Origin of the sequence: Uniformispora flossi, from assembly GCF_049534875.1 — a bacterium.
GTDB classification, from domain to species: domain Bacteria; phylum Actinomycetota; class Actinomycetes; order Streptomycetales; family Streptomycetaceae; genus Yinghuangia; species Yinghuangia aomiensis.
Genome location: NZ_JBMULZ010000003.1, coordinates 152,981 through 174,088 on the forward strand (window position 1 = coordinate 152,981; position 21,108 = coordinate 174,088).

Sequence of the window (21,108 nt, forward strand, 5' to 3'; positions counted from 1 at the left end):
ATGCGAAGCTACCGCTCTGGCCCGCGGAAGTGTGCGGTTTGGGCTATTCCCAAGACAGGCCCAGCGTTCGGTGCTACAAGCCGCGTATCTCCGCGTGTCGGGCGCGTGTTGGCCGACGCGTGCGGCGGTGGAAAGCCATCCGGTCAGACGAGTGCGGCGCGGCGGCGGACGGCGGTGCCGGCGGCCAGCGCGCCGGCGACGGCGCCGATTCCGGCGGCGGCGGGAATGCCGATGCGGGCGGCTTTGCGGCCGGTTCGGTAGTCCTTGGTACGCCAGCCGTGTCTCCGGGCGTGGCGCCGGAGTCGGCCGTCCGGGTTGACCGCGCAGGGGTCGCCGACGAGGGACAGCATCGGGATGTCGTTGGCCGAGTCGCTGTAGGCGGAGCAGTCCGCGAGGTCGAGGCCTTCGCGGGCGGCGAGGCCGCGGACGGCTTCGGCTTTGGCTTCGCCGTGCAGGAGTTCGCCGACGAGGCGGCCGGTGTACTGGCCGTTGCGGGTCTCCGAGACGGTGCCGAGGGCGCCGGTGAGGCCGAGGCGGCGGGCGATGGTCGAGGCGATCTCGATGGGCGCGGCGGTGACGAGCCAGACCTGGCGGTCGGCGTCGAGGTGCATTTGGGCGAGGGCGCGGGTGCCGGGCCAGATCTTGTCGGCCATGTACTCGTCGAAGATCTCTTCGCCGAGGGCGGTGACTTCCTCGATGGTGTGGCCCTTGACGAAGGACAGGGCGGCTTCCTGGGCGTCGCCGACGTGGCCCATGTGCTCGCCGCCGAGCCGGAACCGGGCCTGCTGCCAGCCGAAGCGGGCGATGTCGCGGGTGTCGAAGAAGTCGCGGGCGTAGAGGCCGCGGGCCATGTGGAAGATCGACGCGCCGCGCATGACGGTGTTGTCGAGGTCGAAGAACGCCGCGCCGAGAAGCGGCGGTTCGTTTTCCGCCGGTTCGGGCGTGTCGCCGGGGGTTTCGGGGCCGGTTTCGGGGCCGGGCCCGGCCTCCGTGCCGGTTTCCGCGCCGGTGTCCGGGCGGCCGCCGGGCAGCTCGTCCGGGTGGGCGGTGGCGTGGGCGGCGGCTGCCGCGGCCTCGCCGGCCGTGACCGCGCGCGTGAGCGAATTCCGTCCGACACCTCGGCGCAGGAGAGCCATACCGCGAGCCTAATCGCCGCGCGTTGCGGGTGTGTGGCGCTCCGCTTGCGCTTGTGTGTTGCGTTGATGAGCGCTTGATGCAGGACGCGCCCGAAGTGCTGCGGGAATTCGGCGGATCCGCGGCCATCCTCGACCGAACCTGATCGCAGGCGATGTCCGTCGGTGTCCGGGCATGGTCCCGGCCACTCCTTCGGCCGAGGACAATCGAAAGGTGAGCATCTTTCGCCGGCGCAGTGGCGCCCCCTCGGATTCCTCCCCGCGAACCACCCGTGCGGAGTCGCGGGCGGAGCTGGTCACCCTTCTCACGCGTCCCGGCTGCCACTTGTGCGACGACGCGCGGGCGGTGGTGGCGCGTGTGGCGGGAGAGCTGGGTGTGCGCTGGGAGGAGGTCGACATCACGAGCGACCCGAAGTTGGAGGCGGAGTACGGGGAGCAGATCCCGGTGACGTTCGTCGACGGGCGACAGCACGACTTCTGGCGGGTCGACGAACGCCGCTTTCGCGCTGCCTTGGGGTGAACGCCGAGTCACCATCTGTGAGCGAGTTCACAAGGCTTCCCGGGAACCGCCGCGTGATGCATGTCACGACAGGTACACAAAACGGACATCGGCTTTGTGCACACGTTCACAAGAGCCTAACCTGGCAGTCGAAACCGCAGGTCCCACCCACAGGAGCACCGTGGCTACAGGCCGTACCGAGCGACCGGCGCACCGGGGACGCGGTATTCCCGAGGCGACGGTGGCGCGGCTCCCGCTGTACCTCCGAGCGCTGACCGCGCTGTCGGAGCGCGGTGTGCCGACCGTGTCCTCCGAGGAACTGGCGGCCGCCGCAGGGGTCAACTCCGCGAAGCTGCGCAAGGACTTGTCGTACCTCGGGTCGTACGGCACGCGCGGTGTCGGCTACGACGTCGAGTACCTCGTCTACCAGATTTCCCGCGAACTCGGTCTGACGCAGGACTGGCCGGTCGCCATCATCGGGATCGGCAACCTGGGCCACGCGCTCGCCAACTACGGCGGGTTCGCGTCGCGCGGGTTCCGGGTGGCGGCGCTGCTGGACGCGGACCGCGCGGTCGCGGGGCAGCGGATAGCCGGCATGGTCGTGCGGCACATGGACGACCTCGAGCAGATCGTGCGCGACGACGGCGTGTCCATCGGGGTCATCACGACGCCGGCGCCGGCCGCGCAGGGTGTCGCGGACCGGCTGGTCGCCGCCGGGATCACGAGCATTCTGAACTTCGCACCGACGGTGCTGACCGTGCCCGAGGGCGTGGACGTCCGCAAGGTCGACCTGTCGATAGAGCTGCAGATCCTGGCGTTCCACGAGCAGCGCAAGTCGTCGACCGAGTCGGCTCCTGGGCCCGCTCCGGTGCCTGCTGCGGTGACTCCCGCAGTTTCCCCTGCTGTTCCCCCCGCCGTAACCCGGCCGACCGCCTCGGGCGGCGACCTCGGCGGCGATTTGCCCGAGGTGATGCCGGCGTGAACGTCGGACCAGTAGTTGCCCCCTGCCCGATCGCGAGGACCGAAGCATGAGCGTCCTCGTCGTCGGGCTGAGCCACCGCACCGCTCCGGTAAGCCTGCTGGAGCGGGTGTCGGTGTCCGGTGACACCCAGACCAAGCTGCTGCGCGACATCGCCGGCGCCGAGCCGGTGGCCGAAGCGCTGCTGCTGTCGACCTGCAACCGCGTCGAGCTGTACGCGGACGTCGACCGCTTCCACGGCGGCGTCGCCGATCTGTCCGGGCTGCTCGCGCAGCACACCGGCGTCGGCATCGACGAGCTGACCCCGCACCTGTACGTGCACTACGAAGAGCGCGCGGTGCACCACCTGTTCTCGGTCGCGTGCGGCCTGGACTCGATGGTGGTGGGCGAGGGCCAGATTTTGGGCCAGCTCAAGACAGCGCTCGCGCTCGCGCAGGAGCAGGACACCGCCGGGCGCGTGCTCAACGACCTTGCGCAGCAGGCGCTGCGGGTCGGCAAGCGCGCGCACAGCGAGACGGACATCGACCGGGCCGGCCAGTCGCTGGTCACGGTGGCGCTGGCGAAGGCCGAGGAGCTGGTGCGCCCGGTGGCGGGCGCGCGGACCCTGGTGGTCGGCGCGGGCTCGATGAGTTCGCTGGCCGCGGCGACCCTGCAGCGGCAGCACGCGGGCAACATCGTCGTCACGAACCGCACCTACGAGCGTGCCGAGCACCTGGCCGACCAGGTCGGCGGGCGCGCGGTGCCGATGACGGCGCTGCCGGACGCGATCGCCGCCGCGGACGTGGTGATCTCGTGCACCGGCGCGACCGGCCTGGTGATCACGGCCGCCGAGGTCGAGCGGGTCCTCGAAGCGCGGCGCGACCGCGGTGCCGAGGACGCGCTGGTGCTGATCGACCTGGCGCTGCCGCGCGACGTCGACCCCGCGGTGCACGGCATGGACGGCGTGCACGTCATCGACCTGGAGCTGCTGGCCGACCTGGGGTCGGGCGTGCAGGGCACCGCGGACGTCGACGTGGTGCGGCGCCTGGTCGCCGACGAGGTCGCCGAGTTCGCGAACGCGCAGCGCGCGCAGGTCGTGACGCCGACGGTGGTGGCGCTCCGCGCGATGGCCGCCGACGTGGTGCGCGGCGAACTGGAGCGGCTGGCCGGGCGGACCCCGGAGCTGGACGCGAAGGAGCGCGGCGAGGTCGAGCAGACCGTGCGGCGCATCGTGGACAAGCTGCTGCACGCGCCGACGGTGCGGATGCGGCAGCTCGCCGGCGAGCCGGGCGGCGCGTCGTACGCCGAGGCGCTGCGCACGCTGTTCGACCTGGGCCCGGGGCCGATGGCCGCGGTGAGCCGCGCCGACGTCGAGTCGGCGCCGGCCGCGGGCGAGAGCCGGGAAGGCGGTGCCGCATGACCCGCATGACCCGCATGACCGACAAGCCGTTGCGGCTGGGGACGCGGCGCAGTGCGCTGGCGATGGCCCAGTCCGGGCATGTCGCCGCGGCGTTGACCGAGCTGACCGGCCGCGAGGTCGAGTTGGTGGAGATCACGACCTACGGCGACACGTCGCGGGAGCACTTGGCGCAGATCGGCGGGACGGGCGTGTTCGTCTCGGCGCTGCGCGACGCGCTGCTGGAAGGCAGTGTGGACTTCGCGGTGCACTCGCTGAAGGACCTGCCGACCGCGGACCCCGAGGGTCTGGCGCTGGCGGCGGTGCCGCTGCGTCAGGACCCGCGGGACGCGCTGATCGCGCGCGACGGGCTGACGCTGGGCGAGCTGCCCGCGGGGGCCCGGATCGGCACGGGATCGCCGCGCCGTGCCGCGCAGTTGCGTGCGCTGGGGCTCGGGCACGAGATCGTGCCGATCCGCGGCAACGTGGACACGCGCATCAAGTTCGTCACGTCCGGCGAGCTGGACGCGGTCGTTTTGGCCAAGGCGGGCCTTGCCCGGCTGGGTCGTGCGGAGGAGGCCACCGAGGTCCTCGATCCGCTCCAGATGCTGCCGGCCCCCGGTCAAGGGGCGCTGGCGGTCGAGTGCGCGTCTTCGGACACGTCGCTCGTCGAACTGCTCGGTGTTCTCGACGACCCCGGTACCCGGGGCGCCGTGCTTGCCGAGCGCATGCTGCTCGCCGAACTGGAGGCCGGTTGCTCGGCTCCGGTGGGCGCTCTCGCGGACGTGTCCGCGGGGGAGTCCGACGGCGAGGAGGTCACCGAGCTGTACCTGCGGGCGATCGTCGCGAGTGCCGACGGCGCCCACAGTGTGCGGTTGTCCGCCACCGGACCCCTGGACGAGGCGGCGTCGCTCGGCCGATCGCTGGCCGCGGAGATGCTTGCCCGGGGTGCCGCCGGTCTTATGGGGGAGCGCGTCCCTTGAGCCCCAGAGCGAAGAAGAAGCCCAGCGGAACCGTCACCTTCGTCGGTGCCGGACCCGGTGATCCGCGTCTGCTGACGCTGCGTGCGGTGGAGGTTCTCGCCGACGCCGATGTCGTCGTCGCAGATGCCTCGACGCGCGCCCAAGTGCTGTTCCACGCCCGCCCCGACGTCGAGGTCGTCGACCCGTCGGGCGGCGAGGACGGCGAGCCGCTGGCCGCCGCGGGCCGCGCGAAGCTGCTGGTGACGGCGGCGCGCGCGGGCAAGCAGGTGGTCCGCACGGTGGACGGCGACCCGGTCGTCGACCAGAGCGTGGTGGACGAGATCGCCACCGTCGCGAAGGCGAAGGTGCCGTTCGAGGTCGTGCCCGGCGTGCCGGTGTGCACGGCCGTGCCGGCGTACGCGGGTGTGCCGTTGCACAGTGCCCGTTCGGGCGGCGGCGTGCGGGTCCTGGACACCGCCGAGGCGACGACCGACTGGGCGACCGTGGGGGCCGCGGACGGCACCCTGGTGCTGCGCGGCCCGATCGACCAGATCGCGGAGATCGCGCAGGAGCTGGTCGCGGGCGGCCGCAAGCCGGCCACGCCGGTGTCGGTGACGACGAACGGCACCACGACCGAGCAGCGCACGATCGTGTCGACGCTGGCGAACGTCGCGGCGGACCTGAAGACGGCGCGGGTCGTGCAGCCTGCCGTCGTGGTGGTCGGCGACGTGGTCGGGCAGCGGGACACGCTGTCGTGGTTCGAGACGAAGCCGCTGTTCGGGTGGCGGGTGCTGGTGCCGCGGACCAAGGAGCAGTCGGCGTCGCTGTCCGAGCAGTTGCGCTCGTACGGTGCGGTGCCGCACGAGGTGCCGACCATCGCGGTCGAGCCGCCGCGTACCCCGCAGCAGATGGAGCGGGCCATCAAGGGCCTGGTCACCGGCCGCTACGAGTGGGTGGCGTTCACCTCGACCAACGCGGTGAAGGCGGTCCGCGAGCGGTTCGAGGAGTACGGCCTGGACGCGCGTGCGTTCGCCGGCATCAAGGTCGCCGCGGTGGGCGAGCAGACCGCGAAGGCGCTCGTGGACTTCGGCGTGAAGCCGGACCTGGTGCCGAGCGGCGAGCAGTCGGCCGCCGGGCTGCTGGAGGACTGGCCGCCGTACGACCCGGTGTTCGACCCGATCGACCGGGTGTTCCTGCCGCGTGCCGACATCGCGACCGAGACGCTGGTCGCGGGCCTGGTGGAGCTGGGCTGGGAGGTCGACGACGTCACCGCGTACCGCACGGTGCGCGCGGCGCCGCCGCCCGCCGAGACCCGCGAGGCGATCAAGGGCGGCGGGTTCGACGCGGTGCTGTTCACCTCGTCGTCCACGGTCCGGAACCTGGTCGGTATTGCGGGCAAGCCGCACGCGGTGACGGTGATCGCGTGTATCGGTTCGGCGACCGCGAAGACCGCCGAGGAGCACGGATTGCGCGTGGACGTCATGGCGCCGGAGCCTTCTGTGGCAGCCTTGGCGGAGGCCCTCGCGGAGTTCGGCGCGGCGCGGCGGGCTTCCCTGATCGAGGCGGGCGACCCGGTGACGCGGCCGAGCGAACGGCGTCCGGGGTCGCGGAGGAAGGCGAAGTAGCGATGTCCGACGCATTGCCGGAGTCCGGCGGCGGTTTTCCTCTGATGCGACCGAGGAGGCTGCGCCGGACCCCGGCGATGCGGCGCCTCGTCGCGGAGACCCGGCTGCACCCGGCGGATCTGATCCTGCCGGTGTTCGTGCGGGAGGGCGCGGCCGAGCCGGTGCCGATCTCGTCGATGCCGGGCGTTGTGCAGCACACGCGTGACTCGCTGCGGAAGGCCGCGCACGACGCGGTCGCGGCGGGGGTCGGCGGGCTGATGCTGTTCGGCGTGCCGGAGCACAAGGACGCGTGCGGCACCGCCGGCACGGATCCGGAGGGTGTCCTCCAGATCGCGATCCGGGATGTGAAGGCCGAGGTGGGCGACGCCGCGGTGGTCATGTCGGACCTGTGCCTGGACGAGTTCACCGACCACGGGCACTGCGGCGTGCTGCGGCCCGACGGGTCGGTCGACAACGACGCGACGCTGGCACGCTATGCCGAGATGGCGGTCGTGCAGGCCGCGGCGGGCGTCGACATGGTCGGCCCGAGCGGCATGATGGACGGCCAAGTCGGCTATGTGCGGCGGGCGTTGGACGCGGCCGGATTCGCGGATGTGGCGATCCTGGCGTACAGCGCGAAGTACGCGAGCGGCTTCTACGGGCCGTTCCGCGAGGCCGTGCAGTCGTCGCTGCAGGGCGACCGGATGACCTACCAGCAGGACCCGGCGAACTCCGACGAGTCGCTGCGCGAGGTGATGCTGGACATCGCCGAGGGTGCCGACGTGGTGATGGTGAAGCCGGCCATGTCGTACCTGGACATCGTGCGGCGGATTGCCGACGCGGTGGATGTGCCGGTGTCGGCGTACCAGGTCAGCGGCGAGTACTCGATGGTCGAGGCGGCCGCCGCGCACGGGTGGATCGACCGGGACCGGGTGATCATGGAGACCCTGACGTCGGTCAAGCGCGCGGGGGCGACGACGATACTGACGTACTGGGCGACGGAGGTGGCGGGGAAGCTGCGCTGATCCCCGCGTTTGTGCTCATGCCGCGGCCCCCGACCGGAACTCCGGTCGGGGGCCGCGGTGTTGCTGGGTGAGGGTGCGGTGTGGTGCCGGGTCAGCCGCGGTTGCGGCGGAACACGCGGACAGCCTGGATGCCGGCCGCGAAGGCGGCGGTGGTGAGGACGGCGCGGACGCCGTTCCACAGGTTCCAGACGTCCTCGAAGTCGGTACGGGCCTTGGCCGGGTTGGCGTCGCCCTTGCTCGCGAGCATCTCGTTGAGGGGGACGTTGATGCCGGACGTGGTCAGCACCGTGGTCGTGTACAGGGCGAACGCGGCGACGGCCCACTTCATCGCGGTGCCGCCGCCGGTCTTGCGCAGCTTCCAGGCGGCGATCGCGGGGAACGCCATCGCGCCGAAGAACGCGGCGAAGAACAGCGGGTTCTCGATCTGCACGTTGATCTTCTGCATGCTGTCGACGAAGCCGGCGTCGTTCTTGCGGCCGAGCATCGGCATGACCCAGACGCTGAAGAGCACGTAGGTGCCGGCCATCAGGCCGTTGGCGATCGCGCTGGAGACAAGCCAACGCCCGATCCAGACACGGGTCTTGGCGGCCGCGGCAGCGCCGGCGGCGGCAGTGGGGGCGGCGGGGGCGGCGAGCGGGGCGGGGGTCCAGGGGCGGTCGACGGCAGACATGGTGAACTCCTTGAAGCAGCAGGGTGATTCGTGCGGCGTTCGAGGCGGTTCCCGGTGTTCTCCGCGGTTCCGTTCCCTCGGTGCTTCAAGATTCGCGCAACGCAAGGAGGGCAACAACGGCCAACATCGGAACCCCGGTTAACCCAGGGATTACCGATGGCGCGAGGGCCTGTGCGGGGGTGTGCGGACGGTCAGCGCCGGGGGCGGGGCAGGGTCGCCCGGGGGCCCAGGGCCGCACGGTCGGCGGCTGCTTGGCCGTGCGTCCAGCCGGCCTCGTCGCGGATACGGACGCGGTGGGTGACGAGGTTGGGGAACATCTGCGCGGCCGCGTCCTCGACGGCGACCGCGCGGGACGCCAGCACGGGGAGCAGGTCGCGCTCGGGAGCGGCCGCGGGGCCGTGCCCGGCGTCCGCCGCGGCCTCTTCGGCCGCCTGTTCCTTGGCCTGCTCCGCGGCGCGGGCGAGGCGTTCGCCGATGCGGTCGGCGTAGGCGATGAGGAAGGACTGCCGGAAGTCCCGGGACCGGGACGACGCGCGCTTCGGTTTGCCGCCCGCGCGGTCGGCGCGGGTCATCGCGGCGGTGGCCTGGGTGAGGAGCGAGGTGTAGAGCAGTTCGACGGCGTCGAGGTCGGTGTCGAAGCCGATGACGGTGGCGAAGCCGAAGTCCGGGGACCAGACGGTGCGGCAGCGGTTCGCGTCGCACACCGCGTCGAGGAGCATCGCTTTGGCTTCGTCGTAGGGCGCGTCGACGCCGATGCGGATGGCCGACGGCCGGGTGCCGCCGCCTTCGCCGTCCCGGCCGGCGGTGAGGAGTGCTTCGTCGATGCTGTAGCGGGCGACGAGTTCCTGGGCTTTGGCGCTGAGCGACTCGGCTTCGTCGGGGAACTCGGTCGATTCGGCTTTGGCGAGCAGCGCGCGGATGCGGGCGAGCATGCGCGGCTCGGTGCCCGTGGTGCGCGTCGTGCCTGTGGTGCCTGTACCGGCCGTGGGGTGCGGGTGTTCGGCGGCTTCCGCGTGCAGGGGGGTGATGCCGGGGAGGCGGGAGAGCAGCCGCAGGGTCTCCAGGGCGTACCCGGCGGTCTCGAAGCGGGTGAGGGCTTCGCGGCGGGCGACCTCGGCGAGGTAGTCGCCGTCGTCGGTCCACCACACGTCGGCGTCGGTGTCGCGCAGCTGCGCGGTCCAGCGGGTGCCGCGCGCGCCGGGGGTGTCGCGGCGGGCGGCGGCGGCGATCAGGTCGGCGGTGAGGCGCACGTGCCGGTCGTCGAGGTCGCGGGCGGCCATGCGGACGACGTCGGCGGGCTGCCAGCCGCGCGCCCAGCAGCCTTCCACGACGCGGGTGCCGAGCGCGAGGTAGGCCCTGGCCGTGTCGGCCCAGCGTTCGGGGGTCGCGGCGAGGCGGGAGGCGCCCGCGTCGAGCGCGTCCTGCCCGGCGTCCGGGTCGGACGTGCCGAGGAGGGCGTGCAGGATCTCGTCGAGGAGCGCGGCGGGCATCCCCCTATTGTCCGCGACGCGGGCAGTAGCGTGCCGTGGCTCCCCGGTTACACCAAGTGCAGGACGGTGCGCGGGGCGATGTCGAGGACGTCGACGGTGCCGGTGCTCTCGTCGGCGGTGTAGCGGACCCGGTAGGTGCCGCGTTGGGCGCACCACATGCCGGACAGCGAGTCGCACAGCGGCAGGCCGACCTCGTAGGGCTGCATGAGCAGCGGGCCGGTGATGAAGCGGTAGGCCGCGCACGCCACCGATTGGGGCAGCCGGTCGGTGAGCGCCCGGCGGGCCTCGGGAGCGATGCGCAGGAGGTAGGCCCCCGGGCGGACTTCGACGTCAGCCATCGCTCTGTCTCCGCTCGGCCATGATCTCGGCCAACTCCTCGACGGTCGCGTAGTTTCCGGCGGCGATGTCGCGCCGCGCCTGGTCGATGCGGATGCGTGCGGAGCTGTCGTTGAGGAGGGCGAGGGTCTCCTGGAGCGCCTCGTAGTCCTCGGCGGAGAGCATCACGACGGCCGGTTCGCCGTTCCGGGCGATCGCCACGAGGCCGCGGGTGCGGACGATCTCGTCCACGAGAGAGGCGAGCTGCGCTTGCGCCTGGGTCAGCGGCAGCATCCTCATGGGGGCAAATTGTAAGCCGCGGAAGCGTTTTGGTCAGGTAGTCCGACGAACACCCAAGCGATTGGTGGGGCTACTGCCGGGTAGCCGATTGGTTTAGTCCAGATAGTCCGGAGGCCTGGGCGCGTGGGTCAGGCGGCGGGCGGTCCGCAGGCGGCGCGGCGGGCGTCGCGCGGGGTGCGGGGCGCGGGGGTGATGTAGATGCTGCCGTCGAGCACCGTGGCGGTGTACGTGCGCACGTCCCGGCACGTCAGTTCGCCGAGGGACTTGCCCGTGTCGACCCGGAAGGTGGCCTTGTGGGAGGGGCAGGTGACCTGTTCGCCGGCGAGGGTGCCGCGGGAGAGGAGGGCCCCTTTGTGGGGACAGCGGTCCTCGAAGGCGTGGACGGTGTCGCCGTGCCGGACGACCGCGATCGGCGGGTGGTCGCTGATCCGGTGCAGGCGGCCTTCGGGCACGGCGGTGAGCGGCCCCGCGTTCACGGCGCCTTCGGGGACGCAGGGCGGGGGCTCCCGGCGGTCCCGGCGGAACGGCACCTTCATAGCGGGCAGGGTAGGCATGCCTTCGTGGGAAAGACAGGGGCGCGCCGACCGGGCGTGATCGAATTCACGTTGCAGGCCGGGAGTGACCTGCCCCACCCTTCCGGTCCGCCCCGATTCTGACGTACCGTCAGGTTCGCATGCCGTGCCTGTCGTGCGGGCGGCCGCAGCCGGGTTGGCGAACCATCTCACGTGGAGGGCACGTGTCTGATCCGATCTACGACGCCAAGACGCTCTGGGAGCTGGTGGAGCGCCGTGCCGCGGCCACGCCGGACACCCCGATGCTGCTCGACCCGGCGGACCGCACGGTCACGTTCGGCGAGTTCAAGGCGTGGGCGGAGCGGGTTGCGGCGGGCTACCACGCGCTGGGGATCACCGCCGGCACGCGGGTGACCTGGCAGCTGCCGACCCGGATCGAGTCGATCGTCGCCGCGACGGCCCTCGCGCGGCTGGGTGCGGTGCAGAACCCGATCATCCCGTTCTACCGGGAGAAGGAGGTCGGCTTCTGCCTCCGGCAGACCGACGCCGAGTTCTACCTGACGCCGGGCACCTGGAAGGGCTTCGACTTCGTCGCGATGGGCGAGGCGCTGGGCAAGGAGCAGCCGGGCGGCCTCACGGTCCTCGTCGCCTACGACGAGCTGCCCGAGGGCGACCCCGCGTCGCTGCCGCCCGCGCCGACCGACGGCGACGAGGTGCGCTGGCTGTACTACACGTCGGGCACGACGTCGGACCCGAAGGGCGTGCAGCACACCGACGGCACGCTGATCGCGGGCGGCATCGGCCTGGCGAAGGCGCTCGACATGGCGCAGACGGACGTCGGCTCGATCGCGTTCCCGTACGCGCACATCGCCGGTCCGGACTACGTCAACACGCTGCTGATCACCGGTTTCCCGGCGGTCATCATCGAGACGTTCGACCCGGCCGGGGTCATCCCGGTCTACAAGCGGCTCGGCGTCACGATGGTCGGCGGCGGCCCGGCGTTCTACGTCGCGTTCCTCAACGAGCAGCGCAAGCAGCCCGGCGAGAAGATCATCCCGTCGCTGCGGATCGTGTCCGGCGGCGGCGCGCCGAAGCCGCCGGAGCTGTACCACGAGGTCGTCGACGAGATGCAGGCCGTGCTGTGCCACGGCTACGGCATGACCGAGTCGCCGATGATCGCGCAGGGCGGCCCGAACGACTCCGCGGACCAGCTGAAGTTCACCGAGGGCAAGCCGGTGTTCGGCATCGAGGTGCGGATCGTCCGTGCGGACGGCACGGCCGCCGGTCCGGACGAGGAGGGCGAGGTCCGGCTGCGCGGCCCGATGGTGTTCAAGGGCTACACGGACCCGGAGCTGACCAAGGAGGCGTTCGACGAGGACGGCTTCTACCGCACGGGCGACCTGGGCAAGCTCCGGGCGGACGGGCACCTTTCGCTGACCGGGCGGCTGAAGGACGTGATCATCCGCAAGGGCGAGAACATCTCCGCGCGGGAGATCGAGGACCTGCTGTTCGCCCACCCGAAGGTGGCGGACGTCGCGGTGGTCGGCCTGACGGACCGCGAGCGCGGCGAGCGGGTGTGCGCGGTGGTCGAGCGTCAGCCGGGACAGCCGGACCTGGAGTTCGACGAGATGGTGCGGTACCTGAAGGACGCGAGCCTGATGGTGCAGAAGATCCCGGAGCAGTTGGAGGTCGTCGACGCGCTGCCGCGCAACGACACGCTCCGCAAGGTGCTCAAGTTCAAGATCCGTGACGAGTACAACGCCAAGCCGTGGACCCCGCGGCGGTAGGCGGACGAACGAAACGGCCGGGCGGCCGGGGCGCTTGCGCGCCTCCGGCCGCCCGGCCGTTTCGCGTCGGGGACCGCGGGACGGGACCGGCGGGAGAGGCACGACGAGGGCGGGGAGAGCTGCGGGGGAGTGCCGAAGGCCGGAGGTGCCGACGTGGCCCCGGCGTTGGCGCGGCCTGCGCGCCGCGCCGCCGACTCGTCGCTCCGCTGTCACCGCCAGGCGGCGAGGATCTCGTCCGTCGTGGTGATCGTCGCCACCGCGTTCAGGGTGTTGGCGAGGACCGCTTCCGCGTACTCCGGGGGGAAGCCGGCGACGCCGTCACGCGGGATGACGAACTGGAATCCGGCGTTCACGGCGTCCATCGCGAAGTTGAGCATGCCGACGTTGAGGGACACGCCGACGCCCACGACGGTCTGCACGCCGAGGTTGCGGAGCACCGCCGCCAGGCCGGTATCGGCCATCGGGCCCAGGCCGTGATAGCGCGTCAGGACGAGGTCGGATTCGGCCACTTCGATGCCGTCTGCGACGTCTGCCGCGGTCGACCCGGGAAGCAACTGCACGGGGGCTTTGGCCGCCGCGCCGAACATCCGCGCATTTCGGTTGGCCCCTTGGCCGTCCGGGCGCCGCACGGCGAGGCAGTGCAGGACGGGTACGCCCGCGGCGCGCGCGGCCTTGCACAGTGTGTCGATGGCCGGAATCAGACCCTGGGTCTGCTCGGCGAGGGCGGGGAAAACCGCCTGCTTCCCGATCACGCCGTTCTGGCATTCCTGGGTGACCAGGGCGGTCGTCCCGGGAGCGAGCAACGTACCCATATCGAGTGCCATGTGAGCCTCCTGACGGACCAGCCGCTTGCTGTTGCCCGCAGGGAGAGATTACGCTAAATCTGACGGTCCATCAGATTCAGTCCGTAGGAGGGGCCGATGAGCGCCAACCTGCCCGAGCAGGACGCCACCGAGTCCGGCAACAGCTTCGGAGAGCTTCCGAAGATCATCAGCGTCGATGACCACGTCATCGAACCGGCGCACCTGTTCGAGCGTTGGCTGCCGGCCAAGTTCCACGACCGGGGCCCCAAGCATGTCCAGACGGGCATCGGGCAGCTGGAGTACGTCGGTGCGAGCTACAAGATCACGACCGACCCGGACGGGCCGCTCGCGGACTGGTGGTTCTACGAGGACCTGCGCTTCCCCTACAAGCGGAACATCGCCGCGGTCGGCTTCAGCCGCGACCAGATGACGCTCGAAGGCATCACGCGCGAGGAGATGCGCCCGGGTCTGTACGACCCGAAGGAGCGCCTGAAGGACATGGACCTCAACCATGTCGAGGCCTCCCTGTGCTTCCCGACCTTCCCGCGGTTCTGCGGCCAGACGTTCTCCGAGGCCAAGGACAAGGAAGTTGCCCTGGCCTGCGTCCGCGCCTACAACGACTGGATGGTCGAGGAGTGGTGCGGTGACTCGGGCGGCCGCCTGATCCCGCTGATCATCATCCCGCTCTGGGACGTCGACCTCGCGGTCGCCGAGATCATCCGCAACGCCGACCGCGGCGTCACCGCGGTGTGCTTCTCGGAGATCCCCGCGTTCCTGGGCCTGCCGAGCATCCACACCGGCTACTGGGACCCGTTCTTCCGCATCTGCGAGGAGCGCGGCGTCACCATCAACATGCACATCGGCTCGTCCTCGACGATGCCCGCCGCGTCCCCCGACGCGCCCGCGGCCGTCCAGGCGTCGCTGAGCTTCAACAACGCGATGGCGTCGATGGCGGACTTCATCTTCGCCGGCATCCCCGCCCGCTACCCGCGGCTCAAGCTGGCCTACTCCGAAGGCCAGATGGGCTGGATCCCCTACGCCCTCGAGCGCATGGACGACGTGTGGGAGGAGCACCGCGCGTGGGCCGGCGTCGGCGACGGCCTGGCCGAGCGCCCGTCGTTCTACTTCCACCAGAACATGTACGCGTGCTTCTTCCGCGACCAGCACGGCGTCAACTCGCTGGACTCCATCGGCGTGGACAACGTCACGTTCGAGACCGACTACCCGCACGTCGACTCGACCTGGCCGCACACCAAGAAGGTCGCCGAAGAGCACCTGGCCGGCCTCGACAAGGAGACCGTCTACAAGATCATCCGCGGCAACGCCATCCGGATGCTCAACCTGGACTTCGACAAGTAATACGCGGAGTCACCGGCGGGAGGCCGACCGGTAGCGCAAGACATCGGCACCACCCGACGGCGGCCTGCCGGACGCGCGAATGTGACGCGTCCGGCAGGCCGTTCGCGGGTATTTGACTAGTCGTCAGATCTAGACTCCAAGGCCAGGTCAGGTCAGGGGTACTTCCAGAGGGGACCGGTAGGGTCGACATGGGTATCTGCGAGGGACGCGTCGTCATCGTCACCGGCGCGGGCGGCGGCATCGGCCGCGAGCACGCGCTGGCGTTCGCCCGCGAGGGCGCATCCGTGGTGGTCAACGACATCGGCGCTTCCCGCCAGGGCGACGGCCGCTCGCCGGGCCCGGCCCAGCAGGTCGTCGACGAGATCGAGGCGATGGGCGGCAAGGCCGTCGTCAACGCCGACGACGTCGCCGACTGGGAGGGCGCCGGGCGCCTGATCCAGACCGCGATCGACACCTTCGGCCGCCTCGACGTGCTGGTCAACAACGCCGGCTTCCTGCGCGACCGCATGCTCGTCTCGCTCAGCGAGGCCGAGTGGGACGCGGTCGTCCGCGTCCACCTCAAGGGCCACTTCGCGACCATGCGGCACGCCGCCGCCTACTGGCGCGAGCAGGCCAAGGCCGGCAACCCGGTCGACGCCCGCATCATCAACACCAGCTCCGGCGCCGGCCTCATGGGCTCGGTCGGCCAGGGCAACTACGCCTCCGCCAAGGGCGGCATCCTCACCCTCACGCAGATCGCCGCGGTCGAGTTCGGCCGCTACGGTGTCACCGTCAACGCCATCGCCCCGGCCGCGCGCACCCGCATGACCGAAGAGGCCATGCCCGACATGGTCGCCGCGCCGACCGACGGCTCGTTCGACTTCTACGACCCGGCCAACATCTCGCCGCTGGTCGTCTGGCTCGGCTCGCCCGAGTCCAAGGACGTCACCGGCCGCTGCTTCGAGATCGAGGGCGACAAGGTCTCGGTCGCGGTCGGCTGGCAGCACGGCCCCGAGGCCCGCGCCGGCCGCCGCTGGGAGCCGGCCGAGCTGGGCCCCGTCGTCGCCAAGCTCGTCGACGAGGCGCCCGCCCCCACGCCGGTCTACGGTGCCTGACCGCTCCGCCGGTCCCTTGAGGTCTGAGGTCTGACGAGGTCTGAGAGGTAGTAGCGATGGACCTGAGGTACACCGAAGCCGAGGAGCGGTTCCGCGGCGAACTGCGCGCGTGGCTCGCCGAGGCGCTGCCCAAGCTGCCGCCGAAGCCGGACCGCAACGACTGGCCGGGCCGCCGCGCGTACGACACCGCGTGGCAGCGCATGCTCTTCGACGCCGGATACGCCGGCATCCACTGGCCCGTCGAGGCCGGCGGCAAGGGCGCGACGCCGACCGAGCACCTGATCTTCCTGGAGGAGACCGAGCGGGCGGGCGCGCCGTACGTCGGCGCGAACTTCGTCGGCCTCCTGCACGCCGGCCCGACGGTCAACGCCGCCGGCAACGAGGAGCAGCGCCGCAAGTACCTGCCGGGCATCCTGTCCGGCGACGACGTGTGGTGCCAGGGCTTCTCCGAGCCGGGCGCGGGCTCCGACCTCGCGTCGCTGCGCACCCGCGCGGTGCGCGACGGCGACGAGTACGTCATCAACGGCGCGAAGATCTGGACCTCGCACGCCGAGGTCGCGGACTACTGCGAAATGCTCGTGCGCACCGACCCGGACGCGCCCAAGCACAAGGGCATCACCTGGCTCATCGTGCCGATGGACACGCCGGGCATCACCATCCGCCCGCTCGAGACGATCATGGGCACGTCGGAGTTCGCCGAGGTCTTCTTCGACGACGTCCGCGTGCCGGTCGCCAACCGGGTCGGCGAGGAGAACGACGGCTGGCGCGTCACCATGGTCACGCTGTCGTTCGAGCGCGGCACCGCGTTCGTCTCCGAGGTCGTCGCCTGCCAGCGCCTGCTGCACGAACTCGCCGAACTCGCCAAGAAGGTCACCCGCAAGAACGCCACCGCGTGGGACGACGTCGCGCTGCGCCGCGAACTCGGGCACCTGACCGCCGAGTTCGAAGCGCTGTGGGCGCTCACCAAGTGGAACGTCTCCGAGGCGGCCCGCGCCGGCATGCCCGGGGTCGGCGGCTCGGTCTTCAAGCTGCGCTTCTCCGAGACCAAGCAGAAGGTCTACGACCTGGCGCACCGGCTCCTCGACCGGGCCGCGCTGTGCGTCGAGGACGTGGCGGGGCTGCCGAGCGGCGAGCTGATGGACGAGCGGCTGTCGTCGTTCTCGTACACGATCGCGGCGGGTACCTCCCAGATCCAGCGGAACATCGTCGGGGAGCGCATCCTCGGCCTGCCGAAGGAGCGCTGATGGACTTCCAGCTGAGCGAGGACCAGCGCGACCTGGCCACCGGCGTCCGCGACTTCTGCGAGGGCCGCTTCGACCGCGACCGGATGCGCAACCTCGTCGACAAGGCCCGGGTGCCGGGCATGGTCGACAAGGCGCTGTGGGCGGAACTGGCCGAGACCGGCTTCTTCTCGCTGCGCGTCCCGGAGGCGGACGGCGGCGTCGGCCTCGGCACCGCCGAAGCCGCGCTCGTCTACGAAGAGGCGGGGCGCGTGCTGCTCCCCGGCCCGCTGGTCGCCACCCACCTGGCCGCGTCCCTCGACGGCGACCTGGGCGCGGGCGCCGCGTCCGGCGAGCTGATCGTCGGGCTCGTGGACGGCGAGGCGACACCGCTGCTCGTCGAACACCTCGACGTGCTCGACGTGCTGCTCGTCCTCGACGCGGACGGCCTGCGCCGGGTCGACCCGGCGGCCGTGTCCGGCACAGCGATCGCGAACCCGGTGGACCCGTTCACGCCGCTGCACCATGTCGAGGCGCTGCCCGCCGGCGAGCCGGTCGGCGACGCGGAGACCGCGGCCCGGTTCCGGCGCGAGGGCGCGGTGCTCACCGCCGCCATCCAGCTCGGCATCGCCGGGAAGCTCACCGAACTCGCCACCCAGTACGCCAAGGAGCGCGAGCAGTTCGGCCGGATCATCGGCTCGTTCCAGGCGGTCAAGCACCTGTGCGCGGACATGCTGGTGCGCACCGAGATCGCCCGCGCCGCGGTCTACGCGGCGGCCGTCACGCTCGACGACCCGGTGGTCGGCGACGCGGCGGTGGCGGTGCCGACGGCGAAGCTGATGGCCGACGACGCGGCGACCCGCAACGCCAAGGACGCCACGCAGGTGCACGGCGGCATGGGCTTCACGTGGGAGGTCGACGTGCACCTCTACCTGAAGCGCGCGTGGGTCCACGCGACGCAGTTCGGCGGCGCGGAGGAGAACGAGGAAGCGCTGGCGCTGACGCTGTAGGCCGCTGTCGGCCACCGGATGCCGACGACCGGATGCCGGGTGCCGGAGCGGACTGCGAGCGCCGGTGGCCTCCCTACGCCGATCCGACTCCGCGGCGGTCCTCCCTGTACCGCCGCGGCCGTGGGAAGGCGGCGAGCGGGTTCGTCCTCGCGGACGGGCCCGCTCGCTGCCGTTTCCTGCGAGAATTCCCGCCGACCTGAGGATGGTCAGGCGTCGCACGCGCGCCTCGTACGGACGGGAGTCCGCCGCCCATGGAACCGCTCCAGCCCACGGATCCGCCCCAGGTGGGCAACTATCTGCTGCTCGGCCGCCTGGGCGGCGGCGGCATGGGACAGGTCTTCCTCGGCCGCTCGCCCGGCGGCCGCCCCGTCGCGGTCAAAGTCGTGCACGCCGCACTGGCGGTCGACCCCGACTTCCGGCGGCGCTTCGGCCTGGAGATCGAGGCCGCCCGCCGGGTCGGCGGGTTCTACACCGCGCCGGTGGTGGACGCGGACCCGGACGGGGACCCGCCCTGGCTGGTCACCGCCTACGTGCCCGGGCCTTCGCTGCACGACGCCGTGGTCCGGTCCGGCCCGTTCGCCGTCGACACCGTGCGCAGCCTGGGCGCGGGCCTCGCGGAGGGCCTCGCCGCCATCCACGCGTGCGGGCTGGTGCACCGGGACCTGAAGCCGGCGAACGTGATCCTCGCGGACGACGGGCCGCGGGTCATCGACTTCGGCATCGCCCGCGCGCTCGGCGGCTCCGAACTGACGCAGACCGGAGCAATGGTCGGCACCCCCGGCTTCATGTCGCCGGAGCAGGCGATGGGCGAGGCCGAGATCGGCCCGCCCAGCGACGTGTTCTCGCTCGGCTCGGTCCTGGCGTTCGCGGCCAGCGGCCAAGGCCCGTTCGGCGGCGGATCCGTCGCCGGGATCGTCTACCGGATCGTGGCCGGGCAGGCCGATCTGACCGGTGTCCCCGCCGAACTGCGCGACCTGGTCGAGGCCTGTCTGGCGACCGATCCGGCCCGGCGGCCGACGCTCGACGAGCTGACCGCGGGCCTGGTCGGCGGCCACGTGTCGACCGACATGTTCACCGCGGGCTGGCTGCCCGCCGCGGTCCCCGGTCTCGCCACGGTCGCGAACGAGGCGGCCACCGTGGTGGTTCCGCCGCACGACCGGACCCGGCCGGAGACCGTGCCCGACCCCCGGTCCGCGGCCCCCACCGAGCGGATACCCCCGCCGGTGGGCCCGACCGAGCAGATATCGCCGCCGCCCGGACCCGGCCGCCGCCGCTTCCTGCTGGGCGCCGCCGGGCTGGTCGGGGCGGCCGCCGCCGGCGCGGGCGCCTGGGCGCTGCTGCGGGACGACGGCTCCGGCGGCGCGAAGACGCGGGGGGACTCCCCGGGCAGCACCCCGCCCCCCGGCACGGTGAAGTGGCGGGTGGCGACGGCGGGCACGGTCCTCGCATCCCCCAAGCCGGCCGGCGACCTGGTCTACGCCGCGTCCAACGACGGGACCCTGTACGCGTTCGGCGCCAAGGACGGCGGCGAGCGCTGGACGTTCCACACCAACGCCGCGCTGGGCTCGGCGCCCGCGGTCGTCGGCGGCACGGTCTATCTGGGCAGCGACGACAAGAACCTCTATGCGGTCAACGCCGCCGACGGCAAACAGCGTTGGGTGTTCCCGACCGGCGGCATCGTGCACTCGCCCGCGTTCGCGGGCGGACTGGTGTTCGCGGGCAGTGCGGACGGCGCCCTCTACGCGGTCGACGCGGACGGCAAACAGCGCTGGCGCACGGTGATCGGCAACGACACCCACCACGCCGTGGTCGCCGGGGAGACCGTGTACGTCGGCAGCAGCGACACCAATCTGTACGCGATCGACGCCGCGTCCGGCGCCAAGAAGTGGGTGGCCCCGACCGGCGGCGCGGTCTCCGGTTTCCCGGTCGTGGACCGGGGCGTCGTGTACTTCACGAGCACCGACGGCGTGCTGTACGCGGTGGAAGCCGCCGCGGGCAAGCCGCTGTGGAAGTTCGCGGGCGTCGGCGCGAAGGCCGGGCCGGTGCCCGCCGGCGGGTCGGTCTACATCGGCGGCGGGACGAAGCTGTTCGCGCTCGACGCGGGGACCGGGGCCCAGCGCGCGGTGTTCGAGGCGGGCGGCGACGTGGGCGCTCCGACAGTCGCGGGGGCGGTCGCCTACGTCGGCAGCAGCGACCAGTTCCTCTACGCCGTGGACACGGCCACGATGCAGGCCCGCTGGAAATACCAGGCGTCCGGCGCCGTCCGGACCCCGGCGACCGGCGTCGACGCGGTGTACTTCGGCACGGCGGACAACACGTTCACGGCGGTGCAGCTGTAATGGACACCGCCACCGCCTTGTGGTCCTTCACCCTCGTCGTCGGTCTCCTCACCCTCACCCCGGGGCTGGACACCGCACTCATCCTGCGCACCGCGGCCTTGGGCGACCGCCGTCAGGCATGGGGTGCCGTACTCGGGATACAGACGGGCACGTTCGTCTGGGGCGTGCTGACGTCCCTCGGCATCACGGCGCTGCTGACGGCGTCGCATGCGGCGTACACGGCGCTGCGGTGGGCCGGTGCCGCGTATCTCGTGGTGATGGGTGCGCGGATGCTGTACGACACCTGGCGGCGCCGACCGGTCGCCGCGGTCTCCGCGGAACCGGCTTCGTCCGGCGGCACCTTCGCCTCTTGGCGGCGCGGGACGCTGACGAACCTGCTCAACCCGAAGGTGGGCGCGTTCTATGTCGCGCTGCTGCCGCAGTTCATTCCGCAGGGCGCCCCGCACGTCGCGTTCGGCGTCGCCCTGACGTCGATACACATCGCACTCGGACTGATCTGGTCGTCGGTACTGATCGGCTTTGCCCGGGTCCTGCGGTCGTGGCTGGCCAAGCCCGTGGCGCGGCGGGTGCTGGACCGGATCACGGGGACGCTGATCGCGGGCTTCGGGCTGCGGTTGGCGTGGGCGGAGTAG

The 21,108-nt window shown here is 71.8% G+C and carries 20 protein-coding genes; 13 read left to right on the plus strand and 7 right to left on the minus strand.

The features are described from left to right. Nucleotides 1-143: 143 nt before the first annotated feature. Nucleotides 144-1,136: an HAD family hydrolase gene (locus ACPA54_RS07830; protein ID WP_423527950.1), complete on the minus strand. Its 993-nt coding sequence runs from the start codon at nt 1,134-1,136 to the stop codon at nt 144-146. Between the two features lie 211 nt (nt 1,137-1,347). On the opposite strand from ACPA54_RS07830, the gene ACPA54_RS07835 reads away from it, so the two are divergent. The 6 genes from ACPA54_RS07835 (at nt 1,348) to hemB (ending at nt 7,577) form a co-directional block, all read left to right on the plus strand. Next, nucleotides 1,348-1,653 carry a glutaredoxin family protein gene (locus ACPA54_RS07835; protein WP_423527951.1) on the plus strand — a complete coding sequence of 102 codons (306 nt, stop codon included), beginning with the start codon at nt 1,348-1,350 and terminating at the stop codon, nt 1,651-1,653. 160 nt (nt 1,654-1,813) lie between these two features. After that, nucleotides 1,814-2,614 (plus strand): redox-sensing transcriptional repressor Rex, encoded by an 801-nt coding sequence (locus tag ACPA54_RS07840; protein ID WP_423527952.1) that lies wholly within the window; start codon nt 1,814-1,816, stop codon nt 2,612-2,614. Nucleotides 2,615-2,660: 46 nt separating this feature from the next. Then, the gene (locus ACPA54_RS07845) at nt 2,661-4,010 is read left to right on the plus strand and encodes a glutamyl-tRNA reductase (RefSeq protein WP_423527953.1); all 1,350 of its coding nucleotides are present in this window, start codon (nt 2,661-2,663) and stop codon (nt 4,008-4,010) included. A gap of 14 nt (nt 4,011-4,024) precedes the next feature. Continuing rightward, a complete protein-coding gene (hemC, locus tag ACPA54_RS07850) occupies nt 4,025-4,969 on the plus strand; it encodes a hydroxymethylbilane synthase (RefSeq protein ID WP_423528299.1) in 945 nt (314 codons plus the stop codon). Then, nucleotides 4,966-6,573, plus strand: coding sequence for a bifunctional uroporphyrinogen-III C-methyltransferase/uroporphyrinogen-III synthase (locus tag ACPA54_RS07855; RefSeq protein WP_423527954.1), 1,608 nt, complete (start codon nt 4,966-4,968; stop codon nt 6,571-6,573). The genes hemC and ACPA54_RS07855 overlap by 4 nt, the downstream gene beginning before the upstream one ends. A 44-nt stretch (nt 6,574-6,617) precedes the next feature. Then, nucleotides 6,618-7,577 carry a porphobilinogen synthase gene (gene hemB, locus ACPA54_RS07860; RefSeq protein ID WP_423527955.1) on the plus strand — a complete coding sequence of 320 codons (960 nt, stop codon included), beginning with the start codon at nt 6,618-6,620 and terminating at the stop codon, nt 7,575-7,577. A gap of 91 nt (nt 7,578-7,668) precedes the next feature. Here the strand turns inward: hemB and ACPA54_RS07865 are convergent, their stop codons facing one another. The 5 genes from ACPA54_RS07865 to ACPA54_RS07885 form a co-directional block, all read right to left on the minus strand. Next, nucleotides 7,669-8,247: an anthrone oxygenase family protein gene (locus ACPA54_RS07865; protein ID WP_423527956.1), complete on the minus strand. Its 579-nt coding sequence runs from the start codon at nt 8,245-8,247 to the stop codon at nt 7,669-7,671. Nucleotides 8,248-8,438: 191 nt separating this feature from the next. Continuing rightward, nucleotides 8,439-9,737, minus strand: a complete 1,299-nt coding sequence (locus ACPA54_RS07870) for a DUF2786 domain-containing protein (RefSeq protein WP_423527957.1) — start codon at nt 9,735-9,737, stop codon at nt 8,439-8,441. 47 nt (nt 9,738-9,784) lie between these two features. Beyond that, nucleotides 9,785-10,075: a type II toxin-antitoxin system RelE family toxin gene (locus tag ACPA54_RS07875; RefSeq protein ID WP_423527958.1), complete on the minus strand. Its 291-nt coding sequence runs from the start codon at nt 10,073-10,075 to the stop codon at nt 9,785-9,787. Then, nucleotides 10,068-10,352, minus strand: a complete 285-nt coding sequence (locus ACPA54_RS07880) for a type II toxin-antitoxin system Phd/YefM family antitoxin (RefSeq protein WP_423527959.1) — start codon at nt 10,350-10,352, stop codon at nt 10,068-10,070. The genes ACPA54_RS07875 and ACPA54_RS07880 overlap by 8 nt, the downstream gene beginning before the upstream one ends. Nucleotides 10,353-10,480: 128 nt before the next feature. Beyond that, complete coding sequence (locus tag ACPA54_RS07885) at nt 10,481-10,888, minus strand: Rieske (2Fe-2S) protein (protein WP_423527960.1); 408 nt, start codon at nt 10,886-10,888, stop codon at nt 10,481-10,483. A gap of 200 nt (nt 10,889-11,088) precedes the next feature. Here ACPA54_RS07885 and ACPA54_RS07890 point away from each other — a divergent pair, with 200 nt between their 5' ends. Next, entirely contained in the window at nt 11,089-12,651 is a 1,563-nt protein-coding gene (locus tag ACPA54_RS07890) for a class I adenylate-forming enzyme family protein (protein WP_423527961.1), read from the plus strand. Nucleotides 12,652-12,860: 209 nt separating this feature from the next. Here ACPA54_RS07890 and ACPA54_RS07895 read toward each other — a convergent pair whose 3' ends face one another. Further along, nucleotides 12,861-13,475 carry a cysteine hydrolase family protein gene (locus ACPA54_RS07895; RefSeq protein WP_423527962.1) on the minus strand — a complete coding sequence of 205 codons (615 nt, stop codon included), beginning with the start codon at nt 13,473-13,475 and terminating at the stop codon, nt 12,861-12,863. Nucleotides 13,476-13,571: 96 nt separating this feature from the next. On the opposite strand from ACPA54_RS07895, the gene ACPA54_RS07900 reads away from it, so the two are divergent. The 6 genes from ACPA54_RS07900 to ACPA54_RS07925 all read left to right on the plus strand — a co-directional run bounded on the left by ACPA54_RS07900 (nt 13,572) and on the right by ACPA54_RS07925 (nt 21,108). After that, the gene (locus ACPA54_RS07900; protein ID WP_423527963.1) at nt 13,572-14,813 is read left to right on the plus strand and encodes an amidohydrolase family protein; all 1,242 of its coding nucleotides are present in this window, start codon (nt 13,572-13,574) and stop codon (nt 14,811-14,813) included. A 188-nt stretch (nt 14,814-15,001) separates the two neighbouring features. Next, a complete protein-coding gene (locus tag ACPA54_RS07905; protein ID WP_423527964.1) occupies nt 15,002-15,907 on the plus strand; it encodes an SDR family oxidoreductase in 906 nt (301 codons plus the stop codon). Between the two features lie 56 nt (nt 15,908-15,963). Next, complete coding sequence (locus ACPA54_RS07910) at nt 15,964-17,151, plus strand: acyl-CoA dehydrogenase (RefSeq protein WP_423527965.1); 1,188 nt, start codon at nt 15,964-15,966, stop codon at nt 17,149-17,151. Next, nucleotides 17,151-18,137: an acyl-CoA dehydrogenase family protein gene (locus ACPA54_RS07915; RefSeq protein WP_345678545.1), complete on the plus strand. Its 987-nt coding sequence runs from the start codon at nt 17,151-17,153 to the stop codon at nt 18,135-18,137. The genes ACPA54_RS07910 and ACPA54_RS07915 overlap by 1 nt, the downstream gene beginning before the upstream one ends. Nucleotides 18,138-18,388: 251 nt before the next feature. Beyond that, nucleotides 18,389-20,476: an outer membrane protein assembly factor BamB family protein gene (locus tag ACPA54_RS07920; protein WP_423527966.1), complete on the plus strand. Its 2,088-nt coding sequence runs from the start codon at nt 18,389-18,391 to the stop codon at nt 20,474-20,476. After that, complete coding sequence (locus ACPA54_RS07925) at nt 20,476-21,108, plus strand: LysE family translocator (protein WP_423527967.1); 633 nt, start codon at nt 20,476-20,478, stop codon at nt 21,106-21,108. The genes ACPA54_RS07920 and ACPA54_RS07925 overlap by 1 nt, the downstream gene beginning before the upstream one ends.

Coding starts and splice junctions, on each gene's coding strand:
- ACPA54_RS07915 (WP_345678545.1), top strand. CDS start 17,151: ATGGACTTCCAGCTGAGCGAGGACCAGCGCGACCTGGCCACCGGCGTC.
- ACPA54_RS07900 (WP_423527963.1), top strand. CDS start 13,572: ATGAGCGCCAACCTGCCCGAGCAGGACGCCACCGAGTCCGGCAACAGC.
- hemC (WP_423528299.1), top strand. CDS start 4,025: ATGACCGACAAGCCGTTGCGGCTGGGGACGCGGCGCAGTGCGCTGGCG.
- ACPA54_RS07880 (WP_423527959.1), bottom strand. CDS start 10,352: ATGAGGATGCTGCCGCTGACCCAGGCGCAAGCGCAGCTCGCCTCTCTC.
- ACPA54_RS07925 (WP_423527967.1), top strand. CDS start 20,476: ATGGACACCGCCACCGCCTTGTGGTCCTTCACCCTCGTCGTCGGTCTC.
- hemB (WP_423527955.1), top strand. CDS start 6,618: ATGCGACCGAGGAGGCTGCGCCGGACCCCGGCGATGCGGCGCCTCGTC.
- ACPA54_RS07905 (WP_423527964.1), top strand. CDS start 15,002: ATGGGTATCTGCGAGGGACGCGTCGTCATCGTCACCGGCGCGGGCGGC.
- ACPA54_RS07865 (WP_423527956.1), bottom strand. CDS start 8,247: ATGTCTGCCGTCGACCGCCCCTGGACCCCCGCCCCGCTCGCCGCCCCC.
- ACPA54_RS07875 (WP_423527958.1), bottom strand. CDS start 10,075: ATGGCTGACGTCGAAGTCCGCCCGGGGGCCTACCTCCTGCGCATCGCT.
- ACPA54_RS07895 (WP_423527962.1), bottom strand. CDS start 13,475: ATGGCACTCGATATGGGTACGTTGCTCGCTCCCGGGACGACCGCCCTG.
- ACPA54_RS07920 (WP_423527966.1), top strand. CDS start 18,389: ATGGAACCGCTCCAGCCCACGGATCCGCCCCAGGTGGGCAACTATCTG.
- ACPA54_RS07885 (WP_423527960.1), bottom strand. CDS start 10,888: ATGAAGGTGCCGTTCCGCCGGGACCGCCGGGAGCCCCCGCCCTGCGTC.
- ACPA54_RS07845 (WP_423527953.1), top strand. CDS start 2,661: ATGAGCGTCCTCGTCGTCGGGCTGAGCCACCGCACCGCTCCGGTAAGC.
- ACPA54_RS07830 (WP_423527950.1), bottom strand. CDS start 1,136: ATGGCTCTCCTGCGCCGAGGTGTCGGACGGAATTCGCTCACGCGCGCG.
- ACPA54_RS07910 (WP_423527965.1), top strand. CDS start 15,964: ATGGACCTGAGGTACACCGAAGCCGAGGAGCGGTTCCGCGGCGAACTG.
- ACPA54_RS07870 (WP_423527957.1), bottom strand. CDS start 9,737: ATGCCCGCCGCGCTCCTCGACGAGATCCTGCACGCCCTCCTCGGCACG.